This is a genomic window from Vagococcus allomyrinae (assembly GCF_017829975.1).
Lineage (GTDB): Bacteria > Bacillota > Bacilli > Lactobacillales > Vagococcaceae > Vagococcus_D > Vagococcus_D allomyrinae.
In genome coordinates this window covers 485,524-505,314 of the sequence record NZ_JAEEGA010000002.1, presented here as the reverse complement: position 1 = coordinate 505,314, position 19,791 = coordinate 485,524, and the positions used below count along the sequence as shown (strand labels likewise).

At 38.8% G+C, this 19,791-nt stretch carries 21 protein-coding genes; all 21 read left to right on the top strand.

Annotated features, from left to right (window positions below):
* Nucleotides 1-6: 6 nt before the first annotated feature.
* The 21 genes from I6N95_RS05040 (at nt 7) to I6N95_RS04940 (ending at nt 19,330) form a co-directional block, all read left to right on the top strand.
* Nucleotides 7-201, top strand: coding sequence for a hypothetical protein (locus tag I6N95_RS05040; protein ID WP_209525266.1), 195 nt, complete (start codon nt 7-9; stop codon nt 199-201).
* The gene (locus I6N95_RS05035; protein WP_209525265.1) at nt 198-485 is read left to right on the top strand and encodes a hypothetical protein; all 288 of its coding nucleotides are present in this window, start codon (nt 198-200) and stop codon (nt 483-485) included. The genes I6N95_RS05040 and I6N95_RS05035 overlap by 4 nt, the downstream gene beginning before the upstream one ends.
* Entirely contained in the window at nt 486-647 is a 162-nt protein-coding gene (locus tag I6N95_RS05030) for a DUF1056 family protein (RefSeq protein ID WP_209525264.1), read from the top strand. It abuts the gene before it with no gap.
* On the top strand, nt 644-1,987 hold the full coding sequence (locus I6N95_RS05025) for a phage portal protein (RefSeq protein WP_209525263.1): 1,344 nt from the start codon (nt 644-646) through the stop codon (nt 1,985-1,987). The genes I6N95_RS05030 and I6N95_RS05025 overlap by 4 nt, the downstream gene beginning before the upstream one ends.
* Nucleotides 1,935-2,567 carry an HK97 family phage prohead protease gene (locus I6N95_RS05020; RefSeq protein WP_209525262.1) on the top strand — a complete coding sequence of 211 codons (633 nt, stop codon included), beginning with the start codon at nt 1,935-1,937 and terminating at the stop codon, nt 2,565-2,567. The genes I6N95_RS05025 and I6N95_RS05020 overlap by 53 nt, the downstream gene beginning before the upstream one ends.
* 49 nt (nt 2,568-2,616) lie before the next feature.
* Nucleotides 2,617-3,828 (top strand): phage major capsid protein, encoded by a 1,212-nt coding sequence (locus I6N95_RS05015; RefSeq protein WP_209525261.1) that lies wholly within the window; start codon nt 2,617-2,619, stop codon nt 3,826-3,828.
* A 153-nt stretch (nt 3,829-3,981) separates the two neighbouring features.
* Complete coding sequence (locus tag I6N95_RS05010) at nt 3,982-4,305, top strand: hypothetical protein (RefSeq protein ID WP_209525260.1); 324 nt, start codon at nt 3,982-3,984, stop codon at nt 4,303-4,305.
* Nucleotides 4,274-4,636: a head-tail adaptor protein gene (locus tag I6N95_RS05005; protein WP_209525259.1), complete on the top strand. Its 363-nt coding sequence runs from the start codon at nt 4,274-4,276 to the stop codon at nt 4,634-4,636. Before I6N95_RS05010 ends, I6N95_RS05005 begins: the two co-directional genes overlap by 32 nt.
* Nucleotides 4,620-5,033 (top strand): HK97-gp10 family putative phage morphogenesis protein, encoded by a 414-nt coding sequence (locus I6N95_RS05000; RefSeq protein ID WP_209525258.1) that lies wholly within the window; start codon nt 4,620-4,622, stop codon nt 5,031-5,033. Before I6N95_RS05005 ends, I6N95_RS05000 begins: the two co-directional genes overlap by 17 nt.
* On the top strand, nt 5,030-5,419 hold the full coding sequence (locus I6N95_RS04995) for a hypothetical protein (RefSeq protein WP_209525257.1): 390 nt from the start codon (nt 5,030-5,032) through the stop codon (nt 5,417-5,419). The genes I6N95_RS05000 and I6N95_RS04995 overlap by 4 nt, the downstream gene beginning before the upstream one ends.
* Nucleotides 5,420-5,436: 17 nt before the next feature.
* Nucleotides 5,437-6,024: a major tail protein gene (locus I6N95_RS04990; RefSeq protein ID WP_209525256.1), complete on the top strand. Its 588-nt coding sequence runs from the start codon at nt 5,437-5,439 to the stop codon at nt 6,022-6,024.
* Nucleotides 6,025-6,085: 61 nt separating this feature from the next.
* The gene (gene gpG, locus I6N95_RS04985) at nt 6,086-6,406 is read left to right on the top strand and encodes a phage tail assembly chaperone G (RefSeq protein WP_209525255.1); all 321 of its coding nucleotides are present in this window, start codon (nt 6,086-6,088) and stop codon (nt 6,404-6,406) included.
* 211 nt (nt 6,407-6,617) lie between these two features.
* Complete coding sequence (locus tag I6N95_RS04980) at nt 6,618-10,907, top strand: phage tail tape measure protein (protein ID WP_209525254.1); 4,290 nt, start codon at nt 6,618-6,620, stop codon at nt 10,905-10,907.
* Nucleotides 10,907-11,626, top strand: coding sequence for a hypothetical protein (locus I6N95_RS04975; RefSeq protein ID WP_209525253.1), 720 nt, complete (start codon nt 10,907-10,909; stop codon nt 11,624-11,626). The genes I6N95_RS04980 and I6N95_RS04975 overlap by 1 nt, the downstream gene beginning before the upstream one ends.
* Nucleotides 11,623-15,684, top strand: coding sequence for a phage tail spike protein (locus I6N95_RS04970; RefSeq protein WP_209525252.1), 4,062 nt, complete (start codon nt 11,623-11,625; stop codon nt 15,682-15,684). Before I6N95_RS04975 ends, I6N95_RS04970 begins: the two co-directional genes overlap by 4 nt.
* Nucleotides 15,657-16,160 (top strand): DUF1617 family protein, encoded by a 504-nt coding sequence (locus I6N95_RS04965; protein ID WP_209525251.1) that lies wholly within the window; start codon nt 15,657-15,659, stop codon nt 16,158-16,160. Before I6N95_RS04970 ends, I6N95_RS04965 begins: the two co-directional genes overlap by 28 nt.
* 1 nt (nt 16,161) lies before the next feature.
* The gene (locus I6N95_RS04960) at nt 16,162-16,404 is read left to right on the top strand and encodes a hypothetical protein (RefSeq protein WP_209525250.1); all 243 of its coding nucleotides are present in this window, start codon (nt 16,162-16,164) and stop codon (nt 16,402-16,404) included.
* A 42-nt stretch (nt 16,405-16,446) separates the two neighbouring features.
* Entirely contained in the window at nt 16,447-17,001 is a 555-nt protein-coding gene (locus I6N95_RS04955) for a phage holin family protein (protein ID WP_209525249.1), read from the top strand.
* Complete coding sequence (locus I6N95_RS04950) at nt 17,001-17,810, top strand: C40 family peptidase (protein ID WP_209525248.1); 810 nt, start codon at nt 17,001-17,003, stop codon at nt 17,808-17,810. Before I6N95_RS04955 ends, I6N95_RS04950 begins: the two co-directional genes overlap by 1 nt.
* A 13-nt stretch (nt 17,811-17,823) precedes the next feature.
* Nucleotides 17,824-17,985: a hypothetical protein gene (locus I6N95_RS04945; protein WP_209525247.1), complete on the top strand. Its 162-nt coding sequence runs from the start codon at nt 17,824-17,826 to the stop codon at nt 17,983-17,985.
* Nucleotides 17,986-19,060: 1,075 nt separating this feature from the next.
* Nucleotides 19,061-19,330: a hypothetical protein gene (locus tag I6N95_RS04940; RefSeq protein WP_209525246.1), complete on the top strand. Its 270-nt coding sequence runs from the start codon at nt 19,061-19,063 to the stop codon at nt 19,328-19,330.
* The last annotated feature ends 461 nt before the right edge of the window (nt 19,331-19,791 follow it).

Sequence of the window (19,791 nt, the reverse complement as noted above, 5' to 3'; positions counted from 1 at the left end):
AAAATAATGAATAAAAAAGCAAACTATTCAAATTTAACTGTACCTGTAACCGTGATGTTAAAACCACGATTTAAATTAGTCATGTGGTATCTAGCAATTCTATCAAGGTTACGACTAGTGAAGCAGATGAAAAAAGTTCATGATCATGTGATGAATAATCCCAAAAGTTATTATGAAGTGAAAGTTGGGATTCTAAAATGAAAACACATTTGATTGAAGGGGAAAATCATCTAGTTGTCGCTCTCGGAGACCTAATTTTGCCAGAAAGTGGCATAGAAAAAGTAAAGCATATTCTCGGTGTAGAATTTCCCGGTTATGACATCACTGTCATCCATGGAAAATTTCAAATGGAGAGGTATCCTAAATATTTGGAAGTCATTAAACAGGAGTTGGCCGAAGGAAATATTTCGGCAAGTGAATACAAAGTAAGACTGAATGACTATTTGGCATTCTTAAAAAAAGAAGAAATGAAAGGTGTGGTCTAAATGCGCAATGCATTATTCGACATTATTTTTGTTATCGGGATGTTGATGATTCTATACCCAATCTTTAATTTTAATGTAGATTTGGGCTTCTTTGTGACAGGTGTTGTATTAACTGTCATTGTGGCCATTTATCAAAGAAAGAAAGGGGGTGATGATAAATGATTGTAGAAACTCTTTTCTCACAAACCACGCGTGAGAAAAGGAATAGTGAGCCAACCAAAGAAGCAATACGTCCGGAAGGCGGTGGCTTCAATTTTTTGATGGATTTATTTGGAAAAAGCAACAGAAAAAAGATTCGTGAAGGAAATGCGGATATTTTTGATGATATTTATTCGTGTGTTAACACTTTGAGTGACGATGTGGCCAAATTACCAATAAAGGTATATCGAACAAAAGACGATAAAATTGTTCGAGTTGGAAAAAAGGAACACAAGCTGGCGAAGCTATTAGCTGGTCGCCCAAACGAATACATGAATACAAGTGATTATATCAAGCTGTTAATGGTCGATTGTCTGATAAGCGGGCAACACTTTTCATTAATTGCTTTTGATGAAGATGGGGAAATAGAAAAATTACTCCCTTTATCAAGCTCAACCAAACCTGTTATTAGTAGTGATGGAAAGCTCTATTATCAAACTACTTTAAAAAACAAAGTCAGAACCTTTTATCCGTGGGAAATCATTCACATCAAAGGTTTTACCAGAGATGGTATCAATGGCTTATCTCCTATTCAAGTTATAGCTGATCGTGTACAAGCGAATGAGATGGCCAATGATTATAACATCAAAATGATTCAAGAAGGTGGGACACCGAACGGGATTTTAAAAGTACCAGGTGTATTAGGTAAAGAAGCTAAGGACCGTGTGAAAGAAGAGTGGAAAAAGGTAAATGGAACGGATGCCATTGCTGTCATCGATAGTGGGCTAGATTATCAACAAATGGGGCTGTCCCAGCAAGACATGCAGTTTATTGAATCACAAAAATACAACACTCAAAAAATTACGGCAATCTACAAAATGCCGTTACATAAAGTGAATGAGCTTGGGCGGGCAACGTATGCCAATATTGAACATCAAGCCTTAGAGTACGTTAAAAATACGCTACAACCGTGGATAACCCGTATTGAACTAGAATTCAACACAAAAGCTTTTACTCTTGAGGAGCAAGAAGACTATTATGTCAAATTTAATTTGGATTCTGAGCTTCGTGGTGATTCGAAAACAAGAGCAGAAGTTCATAAGATTCAAATAGAATCGGGGGCAAAGACACTGGATGATGTTCGTGCCTCAAATGAAGATTCACCATATGACGAAGAGTGGAGTACTGAGCCATTCATCACATTAAACTGGACTCCAGCAAGTAATATAAAAGTTCTACAAAATACGAAAGCGGGAGTTTATAAGCTAGTCAAGGATGATGGCACGCTGAAGGAAGGAGGGATTTTAGAAGATGAAGATAAAAACGGGGAAGAAGGAGCTACGCCAAGTAACGACAACGATTAGTCTTGTTGAGCGCCGTGGTGAAGATGGCGCGATGGAAGAAGTCATTGAAGGTTACGCTTTGAAATTTGAGCGGTGGAGTGAAGTTCTTGGTGGCTGGTTTCGAGAGCGATTGGCAAGGGAGTGCTTGAGAGAGGCTGACATGACAAATGTTGTCGCGCTGTTTAACCATGATGAAAGCCAAATTCTCGGACGTTCTGGTATTAACGTGGAACTTGAAGTTGATGGTATCGGCCTTAAGTTTGTTGTAAAGCCAACCGAAACAAGTTATTCTCGCGACCTAATGGAAAACATTCGTCAAGGCATCGTTAATCAATGCTCGTTTGCCTTTACTGTGGAACGAGAACAAGGGGCAGAGGATTGGCAAGAAAATGAAGAAATGAAGATATACGAGCGGACAATCAATAAAATTAGCCGTATTTTTGACGTTTCAGTTGTCACAACACCAGCTTATCCGGATACGGAAGCAGTGGTTGGTGTCAGAAGTAAAGAATTAGTTGATGATTTGGAGAACCAGAAGCGTTCATTGAATTGGGAAAAAGAAATTGAATTACTTTCGTTAGAAGCAGAATCATACGCTTAATTGTGTTGGTTCTATTTTTATATAAAAAATTGAAAGAGGTAGAAAACCTATGAATGAAAGAGAATTACGCCAATTAGTGGCAAAACGTAAGAAAGCTTATGACGATGCAGTCGGCGAGAAGAAAAGTGTCGATGAATTACGCGCTTTAGTGGCGGAACTGAAAGAAGCCCGTGACTTGTTAGATTTGGAAATTGAAGCCCGTGGTTTAGAAAACCCACCAATTGATCCAGACCCTGAATCAGTCAAACGAGCACGTAAAGATGAGCATGATGAACGGGGACTGGATGAACTGGAAGACGATGAAGTAGAAGCAAGGTATACGAAAGTCTTCCTAAAAGCGATTCGTGGGAAAAATGTGACTCGTGATGATGAAGCAATCTTTGAACGAGTGAAAAACATTCGGAAATTTGAGTCTTCAGTTGATGAAGAGGGCGGTTTAATCATTCCGGTTGATATGCAGACAAAAATCAATGAGTTCCGTCGTCAATTTATTGCGTTGGAAAACCTTGTAACGGTTGAAATGGTTATGACAAAATCTGGTTCCCGTGTTTTAGAGAAATTGGCCGATATTACACCATTCGCAAGCATTGAAGAGTGGGATGAAATTGGGGAAATCGAAAATCCTAAGTTCCAGAATAAAAAGTATGCAATCAAGGACTACGCGGGTATTTTACCAATCCCAAACACATTATTGCAAGACAATGATGCCAACCTTATGGCTTATGTCTACAAGTGGATTGCGAAAAAATCAATCATTACTCGTAACGTGACGATTTTGGTATTGTTAAAGACATTACCTAAAAAAGCGGCAATTACAGACGTGGATAGTTTGAAAGATGTTTACAATGTGGAATTAGACCCAGAATTACTAGCAAGTTCAAGTGCCGTGATGAATCAAGATGCTTTTAACTTTTTAGATAAGCTAAAAGACAAAGATGGGAAGTACATTTTACAACCTAACCCAGTTGATGCCACTAAAAAATTGTTGTTCGGGTCTTATCCTGTTGTGACATTGGGGAATAAATTCTTGCCAACAGTTGCTAAAAAGGCCCCAATCATCATGGGAGACTTAAAAGAAGCCGCTATTGTGTTTGATCGTGGTGTTTATGAAATTAAAGCCACTGACGTTGGTGGGAAATCATTTACAAGAAATACAACGGATATTCGTGTTATTGACCGCTTCGATGCCCAACTATGGGATGATGATGCGGCTATTTGGGGTGAAATTGATTTAACCGCTGTGCCAGCGGGAAACGAGTAGCGCCCTCAGCGTTCGGGGGCGAAGTAACTGAATTGCCTTTAAACATTAAGACGATGAAGAAAGCCCAATTGTGGGCAGAGTTGGACAAGCGCAACATTCCTTATGATGAGTCTGATACTAATGATGTACTTCGAGAGAAATTAGGTGGAGTCAATGGCTGAGATGATTACAGCGGAACAATTAGTTGAAGAACTGCGTTATGAAGAAGAAGACCTTAGTATGGTAAAAGGACGGTTAGCAGCAGCCATTGTGATACTGAAAAATGGAGATGCTTATGATGAAACAAGTGACCTATTACCATTGGTATTATCGATGTTGGTAGGGTTCATGATGGAAAATCGTGAAGCAATGAATGAGGGAGTAAACAATATTGCCATGTTCCCCCTCTCCATTCAGGGACTAGTAAATTCGATGAAGTACAGTATAAAAGAAAGTGGTGAGGGGGATGGCGAAGCGAACCAAGATAGCACGGTATAACAAGCGAATCCAATTTTTCTTTGTTAATCCTGATGACCCATACACATATGATGATGGTGGCAATCTTGTGCCTAATTTTGTGCCGTTTAAGAAAAGGTATTGTAACAAGAAAAACTTGGTAGGAATTAGCCAAGAAAAAACAGAAAGTCTTGCAAATACTGCAACAAAACGTGTTCGGTTGGCATTAAGATATACACAGCTCATTACAAATGATATGTGCTTTTACTGTGATGGCGAGGTCTATGATGTTATTACAGTCGGTGACCCAGATGGATTTGGCAAAGAAACAATTATCATGGGAGAGGTGAAGGCTGATGGCGGACGGAATTGAGTTTAATATAGACGAGCTCATGAAGAACCTTGATTTAACCGAGCAAAAAATGAATCGTGGTGTAAACAAAGTTCTCAAAGAATCAGCCAAGCCTCTTAAACAAGAAATAGAGAGCAGAACGAACCGTTCTGATGCAGTTCATAAGTTTAATGACGGCCACGCAGCAGATGACGTAGTGATTACTAATGTAAAAGGTGGCATGTCCGATGAAAAACATTTGCAGGTGGGCTATCAAAAAACGGCGTGGCGAATGTTTTTTGTTGAGTTTGGCACTTTTTCTATGGGCAATTCGAAGGGCATTGCCCCACAACACATTGTGCAACGATCGATTGTTGTTAAGAAAGCTGATGTAAGACGAATACAGGTGGAAGGGTTAAGGAGGGTGCTTGGAACATGATCATTGATATGACAAGAACGATTGTCCAAACGATTGCTAGCATTCCAGAAGCGATAAACTGGGTGGTGAAAGTCAATAAAGTACCAAATATATCAGCTAACAAGCTACCTCATGCCCAATATCCAGCGATTTCCGTCTTTGAATCAGGAAACGACCCAGAGATGCATGCGGATGACGAGGAACAAACTAGCATGATTACGTATCAGATTTCGTTAGTTTCAACAGATGGTAGTCATGGAAGAGTTCAAAACTTTATTGACTCAAAAATGAAAGAGATGGGATTTATTCGTTTAGCGAATGTCCCTATTTTATTTGATGAAAAAACAACAATCACGAATCGAGTATTGTTATACACACAAGAAATTGAACACTCGGTCTACGAGTAGAAAGAAGGAAAAAGATTATGGCTAAAATTGGCGTACAGCAACTATTTGCATGGGAAATTGATAAAGAAACAGCTGATGCATTACCGACTTATGGGGAGCCTTTTCGTATTGCAAAAGCAATTGAAGTGAGCATGAACCCTCAAAATACTGATGGGTCTTTATATGGCGATGATGCACTAGATGAATTTGAAAGTTTTACGACGGGTTATGATATTAGTCTCCATACGAATGATCTACTACCAGGTATTGAAGCGAAATTATTAGGTCGAAAAGTGGATAAACATGGTGGAGTAACGACTTCTACGGAAGATGAAGCCCCGTTATTTGCGATTGCTTTCCGAATTCCATTATCTAAAGGGGTTGGCGGTGGATTCCAATATCGTATCTTATATAAAACTCGTTTCACACCATTCGGGGAGACCTTTACGACAAAAGGTGAAAGTATCAACTTCCAAACACCTACAATTACAGGGAAGTCAATGCCTCGTGATTTTGACGGGAAATTTAACTATAAGTTAAATGGCGATGACAGCAAAGAAGAAGTAAAAGCAATTACCGAAAAATGGTTCAAAGAAGTGACGGAAGAAGCTGGAGAAGCTGCTTAACAAATAAAAGAAAAGGTTGACCTTAGTGGTTAGCCTTTTTATTTGATATGGAGGGAAAACAATGGAACTAAAACTAAAAGTTAACGGAAAAGAAAAGAAATATAAAAGTAAAGTCATTTCTTTCAAAGTGATGCGACGTGCATTAGAGATGGTCACACAATACGGCGATGAGTTTTTTGGGTCAGGAAGCAATACCGCTCAGCAAATGGATGAAGCTCTTGAGCTTATTCACGCGTACTTTGGTATACCGATTGAAGTGTTTGAAGAACATTTTGAAGGTGAAGGCATGCAAGATTTTTATGAGTTCTTCTTTGGTGTGCTTAACGATATCCAAACAAATGGTGGAAAAAGAAAACCAGAGGTGGATAGTGAGGGAAAGTAGTCTCGTCCCCAAATGACATGGACCCGATGCATTTTGTTAAAAAATTCTACAAATATCTTATGGAAAAGTATAAGTGGAGTCCAGAGAAAATTGATGACGAGGATTTCTTTTATACACAAGAATTAGAATTTGGCGAGTGGTCCAATGAAGTCAGCAGTGAGCCTGTCTATCAATATGCGGACCAATTACCTTTCTAGAAAGGAGGTAAAACATGGCAAGTGGAAGTTTAGGCGTATTAAGTGCCAAAGTAGCGCTTGATACAGTTGATTTTTCCAAAAATCTAACAGCGATGAAGCGGGAGCTTAAAATAGCGAAGTCAGAAACAGAACTCGCCAGTAAAGGTGTTATTGGTTTTGGGCAATCAACTAAAACAGGCGCGGCGCAACTTGAGGGACTGACGAAGCAAATCAATCTTCAAAAACAAACATTAGATACTTACGATGCAAAAATGAAAACGGCGATTGAGACAAAAGGTCGCGATAGCCAAGCGGCACAAAAGGCGGCACTGGATTATAACAAAACAGCTTTAGAAATCCAAAAATTGGAAGCTGAATATAAACAACTTTCTGCAACGATGGCTTATAACTCGAGCGGATATAAAACAGTAGGTGAAGGTTTAGAAAACATTGGTTCCAAGGCTCAGGCTGCTGGAGATGGCATGATATCGGCTGGAAAGAAATGGTCGGTTGCTGGTGCTGCTGTTGCGGGCGTTGCAATTGCGGGAGCAAAAGCTGCTATTGACTATCAACACAGCTTTTCAGATGTGACGAAAACAGTTGACGGAACGGCAGAAGAATTAGACAACTTGTCCAATGGTATCCGGAAGATGGCTACTGAAATACCTGTCTCAGCCAAAGAGTTAGCGCAGTTAGCTGCCACTGCTGGTCAGTTGGGGATAGAAACTCCAAATATAGAGAAGTTTACTCGAACTATTGCTGATATGGGGGTTGCTACCAACCTTGCTGGTGAAGAAGGTGCAGCTACGATGGCTAAGTTCGGTAACGTCACGAAGATGTCACAAACAGACTTTGATCGATTGGGTTCTTCGATTGTTGAATTAGGGAACAACTTTTCGACAACAGAAGCTGACATTATGAATATGGCTATGCGGTTAGGTGCTGCGGGAACACAAATCAACATGAATCAGGCCGACATTCTTGGAATGGCGACTGCTCTTTCAAGTGTTGGTTTGGAAGCAGAAGCAGGTGGCTCAGCCTTTAGCAAGCTGATGATAAACATGCAATTGGCTGTCGAAAAAGGAACTGGCTCATTTAGTGAATTAGGCGAAATGGCGGGAAGCGTTGGTCTAACCCTAGACGAAGTTGGCCAAATTGTTGGTAAAGGCGGAAAAGACTTAAAAGGCTTAGCAGAAAGTCTAGGGATGACATCATCAGACTTTAAGAAGATGTATAAAGAAGCCGACAAATCAAAAACGTCATTGGAAGATTTTGCAAACGTTGCAGGCATGAGTAGTGAACAGTTTTCAAAAGCTTTTAAGGAAGATGCCACTGGAGCAATTGAAGCCTTTATTAAAGGATTAGCAAATGCTGATGAGACGGGCCAAAGCGCCATTATGATGTTGGATAATATGAACATCAAAGAAGTTAGGCTCCGTGATAGTTTACTTCGTGCGGCCAATGCTTCGGATAAAGTAGGCGAAGCTGTTACTATGTCAAATAATGCATGGTCAGAAAATACTGCATTAACTAAAGAAGCCGAAACTAAATATGGAACAACAGCTAATCAAATTGAGATCGCCAAAAATAAAATTAACGACTTAGCGATTAGCTTCGGAAATGAATTATTACCAGTCATTGCAGATGCTTTAGAGCAATCTGCACCACTAATTGAATGGCTAAAGGGCATGATTCAAGGGTTTGCGGATGCAAGCCCAGAATCAAAGAAATTTGCATTGGCTTTGGGGGCTATTGCAATTGCTGGTGGACCGGTATTAATAATGATTGGTTCATTAACCAAAGGCTTTGGTAGCTTGTCAGTCGGTGCGGGAAAAGCAATTCAGTGGTTAGGAAAAGGGAAATTTGGACTGCTGGAGTTAGGTGGTGCAACTAAAGTTGCCGAAGCGGGAGTTGGAGCACTTAATGTGGCAACTGCTGGGGCAACGGTGGGAACAAGTGGTTTTGCTACAGCACTAATTGCTGCCGCACCGTGGGTTCTTGGAATTACTGCTGTCGTTGGAGCAGGTGTTGCAGTTTGGAAACTTTGGGGAGAAGAGGCATATAATTCAGCAGAAAGAACTAAACGTTGGGGTGTTGATGTAGGTGGTGTAACAGATCAAACATTAACCACTATTAAGGAAAACACTCAAAAAGCAACTGGACAGTTTGATTTACTAGCCGAAGGTTTTAATGGCAATAGTGAAGCTATGGCATCCAATTTCGCGAAAATTGGAGACACGATTGAACAGAGTTTAATCAAAAAAATAGAGGGTCTTGATACATTAATCAAGGAGTTACCAGCTTCTATTGACTCTAGTTTAAAAGAATCAATAGAACTGGAAAAGGCAAATGCAGAAAGTTCTTTAGAGATTATTCAACAAAATAATGATCGTATAGCTGATATTCGTAAGAAAGCATCTGATGATAACCGAGAACTAAATATTTCTGAAGCTAGAATTATCCAAGATTTGGCTAAAAATACGACTCAAGCATACGTTGAAACTCTTGATTTGTCAGCAGCCGAAAAGAAAAAAGTGTTATCAGCGATGACGGGCGACGTCGCCAATGCTTCGGAAGAAGAAGCAAAATTATGGTTACAGTCTTTAGGGAAACAAAGACAAGCTGCCGCCGAGCATATGACGGTTAGTCGACAAGAAAAGGAAAAGTATCTTGAAGACTTAGGCTATAACTTGGATGGAGAGTTTGCACAGAAATTTATCAAAGCATGGGATGACATAAACAGAACAACTGTAGATGGGTTTGACAACCAAATGGCAACTATTCTACAAAAGTATCCCGAATTGATGAATGAGGTATTACTTTCTAATGGCCAATTAATTAGTGCAACAGACCAATCAGCTGGTTATATGATTGCGAGTAATCGTGAGATTTTGGAAAGTGCTAATGATATGGCGGATCGTCTAGCAAAGAATGCTGAAAAAAATGCTCAAACTTTGGCTTGGACAGCTGATGAGTTTGGGAAATCAGGTAAGCAAGCAGCTCAAACGTGGAATAATTTAGAACTGATTGACAAAGAAGGAAATATTAAAACGAATGCTCGTGAAATTGTCACTGAAGCAACTAAAGATACAAATACATGGAACCAAATGAGATTAGTTATCCATGATGCTAATTTAGATTCCAATGCTAAATTAATTATTGGAGAAGCAGCCATTGCAAATGGTTGGTGGGATGGTATGGCTTGGGATGATAAAGCGGCAATTCTAAATAGTAACACAAGTGAAGTAGTTATTAAAGCTTTGCGTGATGCGGGAACATGGAACGAGTTGAGCTTGGAAGATAAGACAGCGTTACTATATTCAAATACACCAGAAATAATGGCAGAGACGATGTTCAATCTGGGATTATGGGATAGTTACAATCCATTGATTAAGGACTTGAGAGCTGAAAATTATGAATTATTCCAAGTGTTGTCTTCATCAGAAGAAATGTTGGGTAAATACAATGCAATCCCAATCGAATTAAAGCAATTGATATCCGATGATTCTGGGTCTACCCCCACTGTTAAACAAGCTGAGAAAGCGTTAAAAGATTTCAGCGATCTACCAATTGATATTAAAACACTTTTGAGCGATAACACAGATGTCATGTCAAAACTGCGAGTCGCACAATCAACTTTAGAAACGTATATTGGTACGACACCAGATACGAAGACATTACAAATGCTATCTGACTTAAGTGGTTACTATGATTATGTCAATGCCATGAGCAATGTCCATGATAAAACAGTTACTGTAAGAACCGTTTACTTTGCGGAGAATATTAATGATGCGCCACCAGGTGCAATGGTAGCGACTAGGGAAAAAGGAACCCCTTATCATTATGGCGGTGGCATGATTGTCAACGATCAAAAGGGGGCTTTGCATCGAGAGGCAGTCCGGTTTCCTGGTGCAAATTGGTTTATACCACAAGGAAGAGATGTTTTTATCCCTCATGCTCCAGCTGGAACACAAGTAATGCCAGCTGGGTTAACCAAAGCAATGTTCCCCAATTATGAAGGGGGTGTTGGGATAGACCAGAGTTTAGTTAGGAACCTACAAAACAGTATGATTCCGTTCAAACAGCCACAAGAGTTCACCACTATCTCGCAAGAGTCTCTGCATTCTGGAACTGAACGAATTCTTGCACAATTGATTTCAGAAATGAAAAGTATCAAGCAATCAATTGCTGGTGGCAAAGGTGAAAGAAACTTAAGAGGATTGTTTGAAGGAGCGAATTTTAACTGGAGTGGGACAGAAGATATCCGTAAGTTTATGCAAGACATGGCGTTTGTCATGGATACCGAAGGAAGGAGACTAGAATAATGGAATATGCTGGAAGAAACGCAAAAGAGTTCTATTTAAAATTTACAAGTGAGTTTGATTTGACAAGTGCGGCACAAGACATTGTTTTAGTTGAAGTCTCAGGAATCGACGGTGATCTGGCCATGAGTAATGACAGGCTAAAAGGAGTGAGTAGATCCTTTCCATGTGAAATTCGTTTGCCACCGGGGAAAAGAATTGAAGAAGAGTCTCAGCGTATTACTGATTGGCTACGGACTGGACCAGAAAAATGGCATGACTTTAAGTATGCGGGAGACACGAAATATGTGTACAAGGCTAAACACATTGAAGAGTATAGCGTACAAAGACTACTTAGTAGAATGGGCCGATGTGTATTAGTGTTTCGTTTTAAGCCAATCAAATATTTGATTTCAGGAATGCAACCACTCATTGTCGCTAACGGACAGACAATTAATAATACTGAGAATACCATAGCTAAACCGTTAATCACTATTACTGGCAGTGGTAATATTACCGTGAATATTGGGAAAAGCAAATTGCAATTAGTAGGAGTTGACAAAGGAATTGTGATTGATTCTCAAAGTAAATCTGTTTATTCTCTCGATGGACAACGACCGCAATGGGGGCAAATGGTCGACATCGGAGGATTTCCAGTGATTGAGTTAGGAAATCAAGTCATCACTTGGACAGGTAATGTAACTGAAATGAAAATTGTACCAAGACTGGGGGCGAAACTATGAGTGATGCAATCTTATACGAAAGTAATGAGGTTAGTTTTAGCACTTATGGTCTGGGCCCATTATCAGAAGCTACGAAAGTTCATGTCACAGAGGAAAGGAATGGCATATTTACCCTTGAAATGGTCTATCCAACTAATGGTCCTCATTTTAAGGAGTTGAAAAATAATCGTATTATTAAAGCTCATGCGGGGCACAATCTAAGGAATCAACGTTTTAGGATTAGCAAAGTAGGTAAAGAATTTCGACAAAATGGTCAACGTTATGTCACTGTTTTTGCTTTTCATGTTTCCCAACTAGCCGAAGACTTAGCGATGAAACCGATCGTTCATATCTTAACTTTAAATTGCCAAGAAGCACTAACAGTTTGGAAAGGTGCGATTCTTGATTCTAACCCGTTCATGGTGTCTAGTGATATTACAACAATTGCAAGTACTAACTGGCATATTAAAGATGTACAAAACCCGAGACAAGCCTTGGGTGGCGTAAGAGGGTCGATTTTAGATAAGTATGGTGGGGAGTACAAATTTGATAATTACCATATTTCACTTTTAAAACAAAGGGGAAAGCGTGCAAATACAGTTATTGCGTATGGCCGAAACCTAACAGATTTACAACAAGAAGAAAGCATTATGAACACTTATACCTCTGTTTATCCGTATGCGATATATACAGAAAATGACGAAGAAAAGATGATTACGGTTGATGGGTATATTCTTGATTCTGAACATGTATTAAAGTATCCTAATCGCAAAGTTCTTCCACTTGATCTATCTGGAGAGTTTGATACAGAGAATAATAAGCCAACTAAAGCCAAGGTTAAGAAATTAGCAGAAGAATATATTAAGAATAATAATGTTGGTGTACCATCCGTATCAATGAAAATTGAGTATATTGACTTAACGCAAGTTCTTGATTATAAGGATACAGCAGTACTGGAAGAAATCAATTTATGTGATGAACTTCCAGTGTATTTTGAGTTGTTTGATATTAATACTAGTGCAAAGGTAATTCGCATTGTTTGGGATCAACTAATGGACCGTTACGAATCGGTTGAATTGGGTCACTCAAAACCAACATTTAGCCAAATTGTCAACAACATTGAAAAACAAGTTAATCAAGTACAAACAACGATTAATGAGGTCCAGATTGCTGCTAATGGTAAAAACATGGTCTTTCGTGGACCAGATACGCCGACGGCTCAAAGTGTCGGTGACTCATGGTACAAACCCAATGGAGACGATGTTGAGCTTTACATTTGGGATGGCGTTACATGGGAATTTATTATGAGCACTAAACCCGATCCTAAAATTCAAGAAGCGATTGACGAAGCCAAAGAAGAGGCAAAACAAGCTAAAGAGGATGCTGACACTGCAATGTCAAAGGCAGATGAGTCAAATGCGAAAGCCATCCAAGCGGTATCAGAAGCTGGCTTTGCAAAAGATCAAGCCAATCAAGCTCAGATACTTGCTAATAGTGTTAATAATCAGTTGCCAGCAATCAAGGCGGATGCTAAGGCAGCGCTTGATGCTTATGAAAACATGGAAATCGGTAGCCGAAACTTATTGCTTAATACGAGTGATTTTTCTGGTGGCGTTATTGGACCATCTATAGAAATTCTTCCTCCCAATGAGACTTATAATGGTAATAAAATTTTACGAATGCCAAAAGGAGCTACCGGAGGGACTGCATCTTACATAGACATGTATAGTCCAAGAACGACGGTGAACGTATCCGCTGCGGGGCAATATACATTGAGCATTTATGCAAGAGCTGAGAATGCGAATCAGATTGCAACATTTCATTTTTATTCACCAAACACGACTACACGAGCTGTTACCTCTCAAGGGAATAGCTCAGCTGGAGTTGATGGAGGTATTACGCTTCGTTTAAGTACTTCATGGCAGTACTATTGGATTACGTGGACCCAAACGGAAACCAACACTGGAACTAAGGCTGTAATTATCGGAAGAATTCAAAAAGCGGGTGCTGGTTATGTAGATTTTAATTCCCCTATGTTGGTAAAAGGTAATAAAGCTATGCAGTGGGATAAATCGCCAGAAGATGTCCAAGTGCAGATAACCAATATTAACGGAGAATTATCTCAAAAAGTGTCACAAACGCAGTTCAATCTGTTGCAAGGAACAGTTGCGAGCCAGGGGACGCAAATAACACAAAATAAAAACGACATTGCTCTTAAGTCTAATCAATCAGAAGTAAATACTTTAACTGGCCGTGTGACGGCTGCTGAAGGAGCTTTAATAGTCCAGAGCGGCAAGATTGAAGGTCTTATAACTAAGACAGACGGTCAGACGACACAGCTGACTCAATTGCAACTAACGACTGATGGATTATCCTCAACGGTTGCAAACATCCAAGTTGGTGGTGAAAATTTACTTTCAGCTACAGACACCTTTACTGGGGGTGTTATTGGACCATCTATAGAAATTCTTCCTCCTAATGAGACTTATAATGGAAATAGGATATTGAGGATGCCAGAGGGGGCAACGGGTGGTTCATCCCCCTATATAGATATGTATAGTCCGAGAACATCTGTTATACCTTCCGCTGCAGGGGAGTATACGTTGAGTTTCTATGCACGAGCATCAGTGAATAACAGGGTCGCAACATTTCATTTTTACTCTCCAAATACTACTACTAAAGCGGTCACTTCTCAAGGTAATACATCAACGGCAGTTGATGGAGGGATCACTTTAAGATTAACGCCTATATGGGCCTTATACTGGATAACTTGGACTCAGACAGAAACTAATACGGGTACTAAAGTTGTTCTCATCGGAAGAATCCAAAAATCTGGTGGAGGTTATATTGACTTAAACTCCCCGATGTTTGTTAAGGGAAATAAAGCAATGTCATGGTCTAGATCGTCATCAGAGTTAGCGACTAAGACTGAATTTTCAAAACTAGAACAAACAGTTGCCGGTATTCAAACAACTGTGGCAAACAAAGCTGATCAGACCCAAGTGACTCAATTAGCCAATCAATGGACACAAACAACCAATTTAGCCAATGAGCATACTGGCCAGATAGCAAATTTAGGTAATCAGATCACGTTAGAGGTTAATACTCTAACTAATAATAAGGCTGATAAGACTCAACTGACGTTATTACAAGATCAAATTAATCTTAAGGTTCAGAAGGGCGACACAATCAGTCAGATAAATCTTGAAGCTGGCAAAACGTTGATCCAAACGAATAGTTTAATCCTGTCAGCTGCAACTGTTACTTTTACAGGATCAGCTTTTATACCAGCAGCTAGTATTGTCAACTTAAATGCGGAAAAGATTACTACAGGGACGTTGAATGCTGCTAACGTCAAAATTATTAATATGGATGCTTCCAGTATTACATCTGGGTATTTAAATGCGAATCGAATTGCGGCGGGGTCGATCACTGCTGATAAACTAGCAGCCAATGCCATAATGGTAGGTATAAATAGTATTGGAAATACTATCAAAATATCTCCGACATCTTTGAATTTCTACACGAATGGTGTTTTAGCGGCCGCGATCAGCGACTACGGTATTGATTTCTGGGAAGGGAATTTGAAGATAGGAGGTATAGGTGAGGCTCACATAGAGTCATCACCAGGGATAAGGGGTATATCTAATCAATTGGAGTATTCCGGATCTTATATTTCGTGGGGTTACAAGTTAACCTCCACTGCTAGTTCTTATACTATGTTAATGTATATGGATCCTCGTGGTAAGTTATCAGAATATCCTGGAATGCATGTCGATCAGACAATATATTTGAATAGAGAATTGGGTATTAAAAATGCGTTTCAAACTCTAAAATTCACAACATCATATCTAAATTCAGTATATCATCCGGCATTGTTGGGTGAGTCTAGACAATCTGGAATGTTCTTTGGTGATCGAGAATTATATTTAGTACAGAACAACACTTATACTAAGATGTCCGATATCGCGAGAGTGGTGCGTAAATTAGCAGACATCGGAGCGGTGCAGATACCTACTAGCATTCGAACAACAGACGGAACTGTTGCAACATGGAAAAACATAAACTTTTCAACATAAAAAGGAGAGAATTAAAAATGGCAGGACATATTATCAATTTTAAAAATGGTGAACTAGAACTGACTCACAAATTCTTAATAGAAATTAAGCTGAAGGGGCGTAAATCACGCTCCCGATCTTTATTGTGCAATCGAATCAACGAAAAATTTATTGAGAGGGGTGAGCAACGGACAGAAATTCAAAAAGAATACGCCAAGTTGAGAGAAGACGACGGGGAAATGATTGTCGATGACACTGGAACTATTCTTTTTGAAACTGACCAAGATAGAAAAGATTGCATTAAGGCAATCAACGAGCATGAGCTTGAGGAGGTGGCTATTGATTGTACGGAAATTTTATCCCATATGCAAACGTTGCTGAATGCCTTGGATGAGCTGGATGATGAGCTTAGCGGCGTAGAAGCCGCAATTTATGATACTGTGTGCGAACAACTGGAATCATTGAAATTTGAACCAGCTAAAGAGGAGGAAAAATAAGATGGCATTAAAAACAACTAACTCAATCACGATAACAGGTACATCAGAAATTGAGGGAATCCAAGCAGTCTACTTGTCCGCTACGATTTCACAAGAAATCGGTGGAGCGTCAACTGTTTCTCAAAACATTACAAACAAAGAATTGTACAATGAAAATAAAGTCGAATGTCGAAAAGACATCGCTGATTTTCAGGATCATGTGTACGAATTAGAAGACCAATACAGCAAGAGCCTAGGAAACTAGGTTCTTTTATTTTTTTGTTTGAAAAGAAAGGAAGGTATTACGATGATTAATGAAAATGTAGTAAGCGGAGGAGTGAAATTTATTTTGGTAACATTTGGAGCAATTGTGTCAGCGCAGTTAAGAATATTATATCCTGTTTTGATCTTTCTGATAATCGAAATGATTTTTGATTATGGTTCAGGAGTGGCAGCAGCAAAGTATGAAAAGTTGAAGTTTCCAGAGGATAAGACAAAAGGGCTTTCGTCTAAAATTGGATTTATGGGGATTCTTAAGAAGTCAATGTATGGTGTCCTGGTAGTTGTCGGAATGACGGTTGATTTCTTAGTGGTTCATCTAGCATCAGAGTTAGGGATCCAATTTCCTTATCCCGCTTTCTTTGGTCTTTTAGTAGCCGTGTGGCTTATTTTAAATGACGCGTTATCGATTCTTGAAAATTGTGTTCGAATGGACTTGGGGATCCCACCATTTTTAGAAAAAGTTGTTATGGCCTTGAAGATTAAAGTAGAGGATAAAGGACTGGAACATGAAGATGTAGCAGTAAAGGAAGGATCTGAAACGGTTAACGCTCATTACGATTTAAGGAAGGATGATAAATAATGTCCAGTAAAGAAGCAATGATCAAATGGTTTGATGATCGTCAAGGACGTGTTTCTTATTCAATGGAACGGCGTTTAGGCCCAAACTCTTACGATTGTTCTAGTGCCGTATTCTATGCGTTAGAAGCTGGGGGCTTTCTTAAAGTGTCCTATCCTGGTAACACAGACACTTTGTTCGGCCTTGTCGGAACTTTGCTCAAAGAAATCTCACGCAGTGAAGTCAAACGAGGTGATATTTTCATTTCGGGGGATCCGGGTAATTCAATTGGATCAGGAGGGCATACTGGAGTATTTAAGAGTAATGGATCGTTTACTCATTGCTCTTACACTCATAACGGGATCGCCACAGACACAAACGATGCTTATATGGGAACTAAGTTAGCACATAGGTTTTATCGTATCATTGGTGAAGGTGAAAATGTAGAAGTCCCTGAAGGTGGCTCACAACAAGGTCAGTTGGCTATTGATGGTCAATGGGGAAATGGAACGGCTAGACGATTACAAGAAATATTTAATACAGCTGGTAAGGATGGCATCATCAGCCATCAATATAAACAACCGTATAACCAATACATCTATGCTGCACAATTTGATACTAGCTTGATTGGTTCTAATGTTATTTTCGCTTTACAGCAACGGCTAGCGACTAAAGGTTACTATACAGGCAAGATTGATGGATTATGTGGAGAAGCGAACGTAAAAGCTCTACAACGAGCCTTAGGGACCACAGTTGATGGCGTGATTAGTCCTGTCAGCGATATGGTTAAAGCTCTACAGAGGGCGCTCAACGCTAATAAGTTACCATTTTAGAGGGGGGAATCAAATGAGACAAACAAAATTAACAAATGAGGACAAAGTCAATATGTTTAAGAGTGATTTGGATGAATCTGAGCGGTTGTATAAAGAAGGTAAGTTCAGTGAAGCTTACAAAATGTTGAATCATGCATCGAAAAACTTTATCAAAGGAATGCCTAGTATGAAATAACCAGACACTAAAACAACCAAACCGCTCACGGTTTCGGTTTGGCTGTCTGCGTGTTACCACTATTTGTTATATATCGTTCGAAAATATACTTTGAATATAGAAGAAGAAAACAAGTGGTAACAATTTGATTATATCGCACATTATTATAAAAATCGACTTAAAAATGAAAATACTTATTCTTCGTTAAAATAACAAGTTTGTGTTTATTATTTTACAAGCTAACTACTTCTATTTTTTTTTAAGTTATGATATTTTTTTGTTATAAAAAATAATTAGGGGTGGGGTAAAAATGGATAATGTTATAACAAATATTAGAATAAGAGGTATTGATACTAGTAGTACAGACTGTATTTATGAAGTGTTGTTAGACAACGGAGATATCATTCTAGTTTCAACGGTAATCGAATATATTTCTCTTGGCATAGATTTTTATTTCCGAGACCATTTTGGACAGCTTTTTCTTGTTTCAGACTCCCATCCTATTTATAAAGACAGTTATATTTATTCCGAGTCTGTCTATGAGGAGGTAGACAGTCTCTTGTTGCTTCCAACGTTTTAATCTAGTTAAGTTTGCATTTCTTGGTATTATGCCTCACTTTTTGGGATGGTCTGTTATACCACCAGATGGAAGAATGACGGAACACAAAAAAACAGCCAGGGAGCGTAAATTCTGGCTGTCTTTTACTACAAAACATTGACTATACTCACAAAAGCAATGAAATAGTAGTAATCAAATTATATCTCATATTGTTTGAAATGGCGATATTTTTATTATTTTCTTGTGTTAAAAACGATAGTTATATGAACTCGGTAACAAACAGGAAGACGAGCATACGGGAAACGTCTTTCTGTTTGCTATCAACTAATTATGGGGTTGCAGATATAGTGTGTATTTTAGGTAGGAAGAAATTGATAGCCATTTGAATATACCATATAATTGATTTAGCGAATGGATATTTTCATATATGAAAAATTCACTTATTGTATGAAAAATAAAAATATCCAATTTAAAAGTGATAGTTATTTACAACTTACTTTAAGTTAGTATATAATATTCTGAAAAAGGGGGAGATTTATGATTCAACATGTGACCCATATCAGGATAAGGAATACTGAAAAGCAAGGAACAGAAAGTATTATAGAAGTTTTGTTAGCATTAGGTGAGACAAGGCCAATCAAAACAATGATTGAATATTTAGGTATAGGAGGTCAATATTATTATTTTAACTCTACGAGTGATGTAACGTATATAGAGTCAGTACACCCATTATATAAAGATTCTTATATCCGTTCATGTAATTATGATGGCGTTTACGATAACTTGATGAGTTTACCACATTTTTAATATTAGTCGCATGCAGCTAAGAATTCTTTAGCTGTCTATTTCTTTACAAAGTAAATAGGCTATTCTTCAGGTGAAGGATAACCAGCGGGATTATTAAGGGGTATTTTAATGAACGATTATTCAAACAGATAGGCGAGTATACGGGAAACGCCTATCTGATTGCTACCAATTAAATTACGGAGTTGCAGATATCGTGTGCATTTAAGGTAAGTTATAATCGATAGCCAATTTAATCTAACACATTAGTTGGTTTTGGAGATGAAATTTTCATATAGGAAAATTATTTGTTCTCCTTTTTACAACATTTGTAACATGGTATGAATGATTGAGTCGGAAATTTTTTATGAGCATGCTCTAATGCAGAGGTTTCATTTCTTTCAAAACCGACTAATCGTTGATTAAGTATGTCATCTGTAAAAAGTTCGCACCCCTTTTCATGGATAATATATTCACTACCCGAT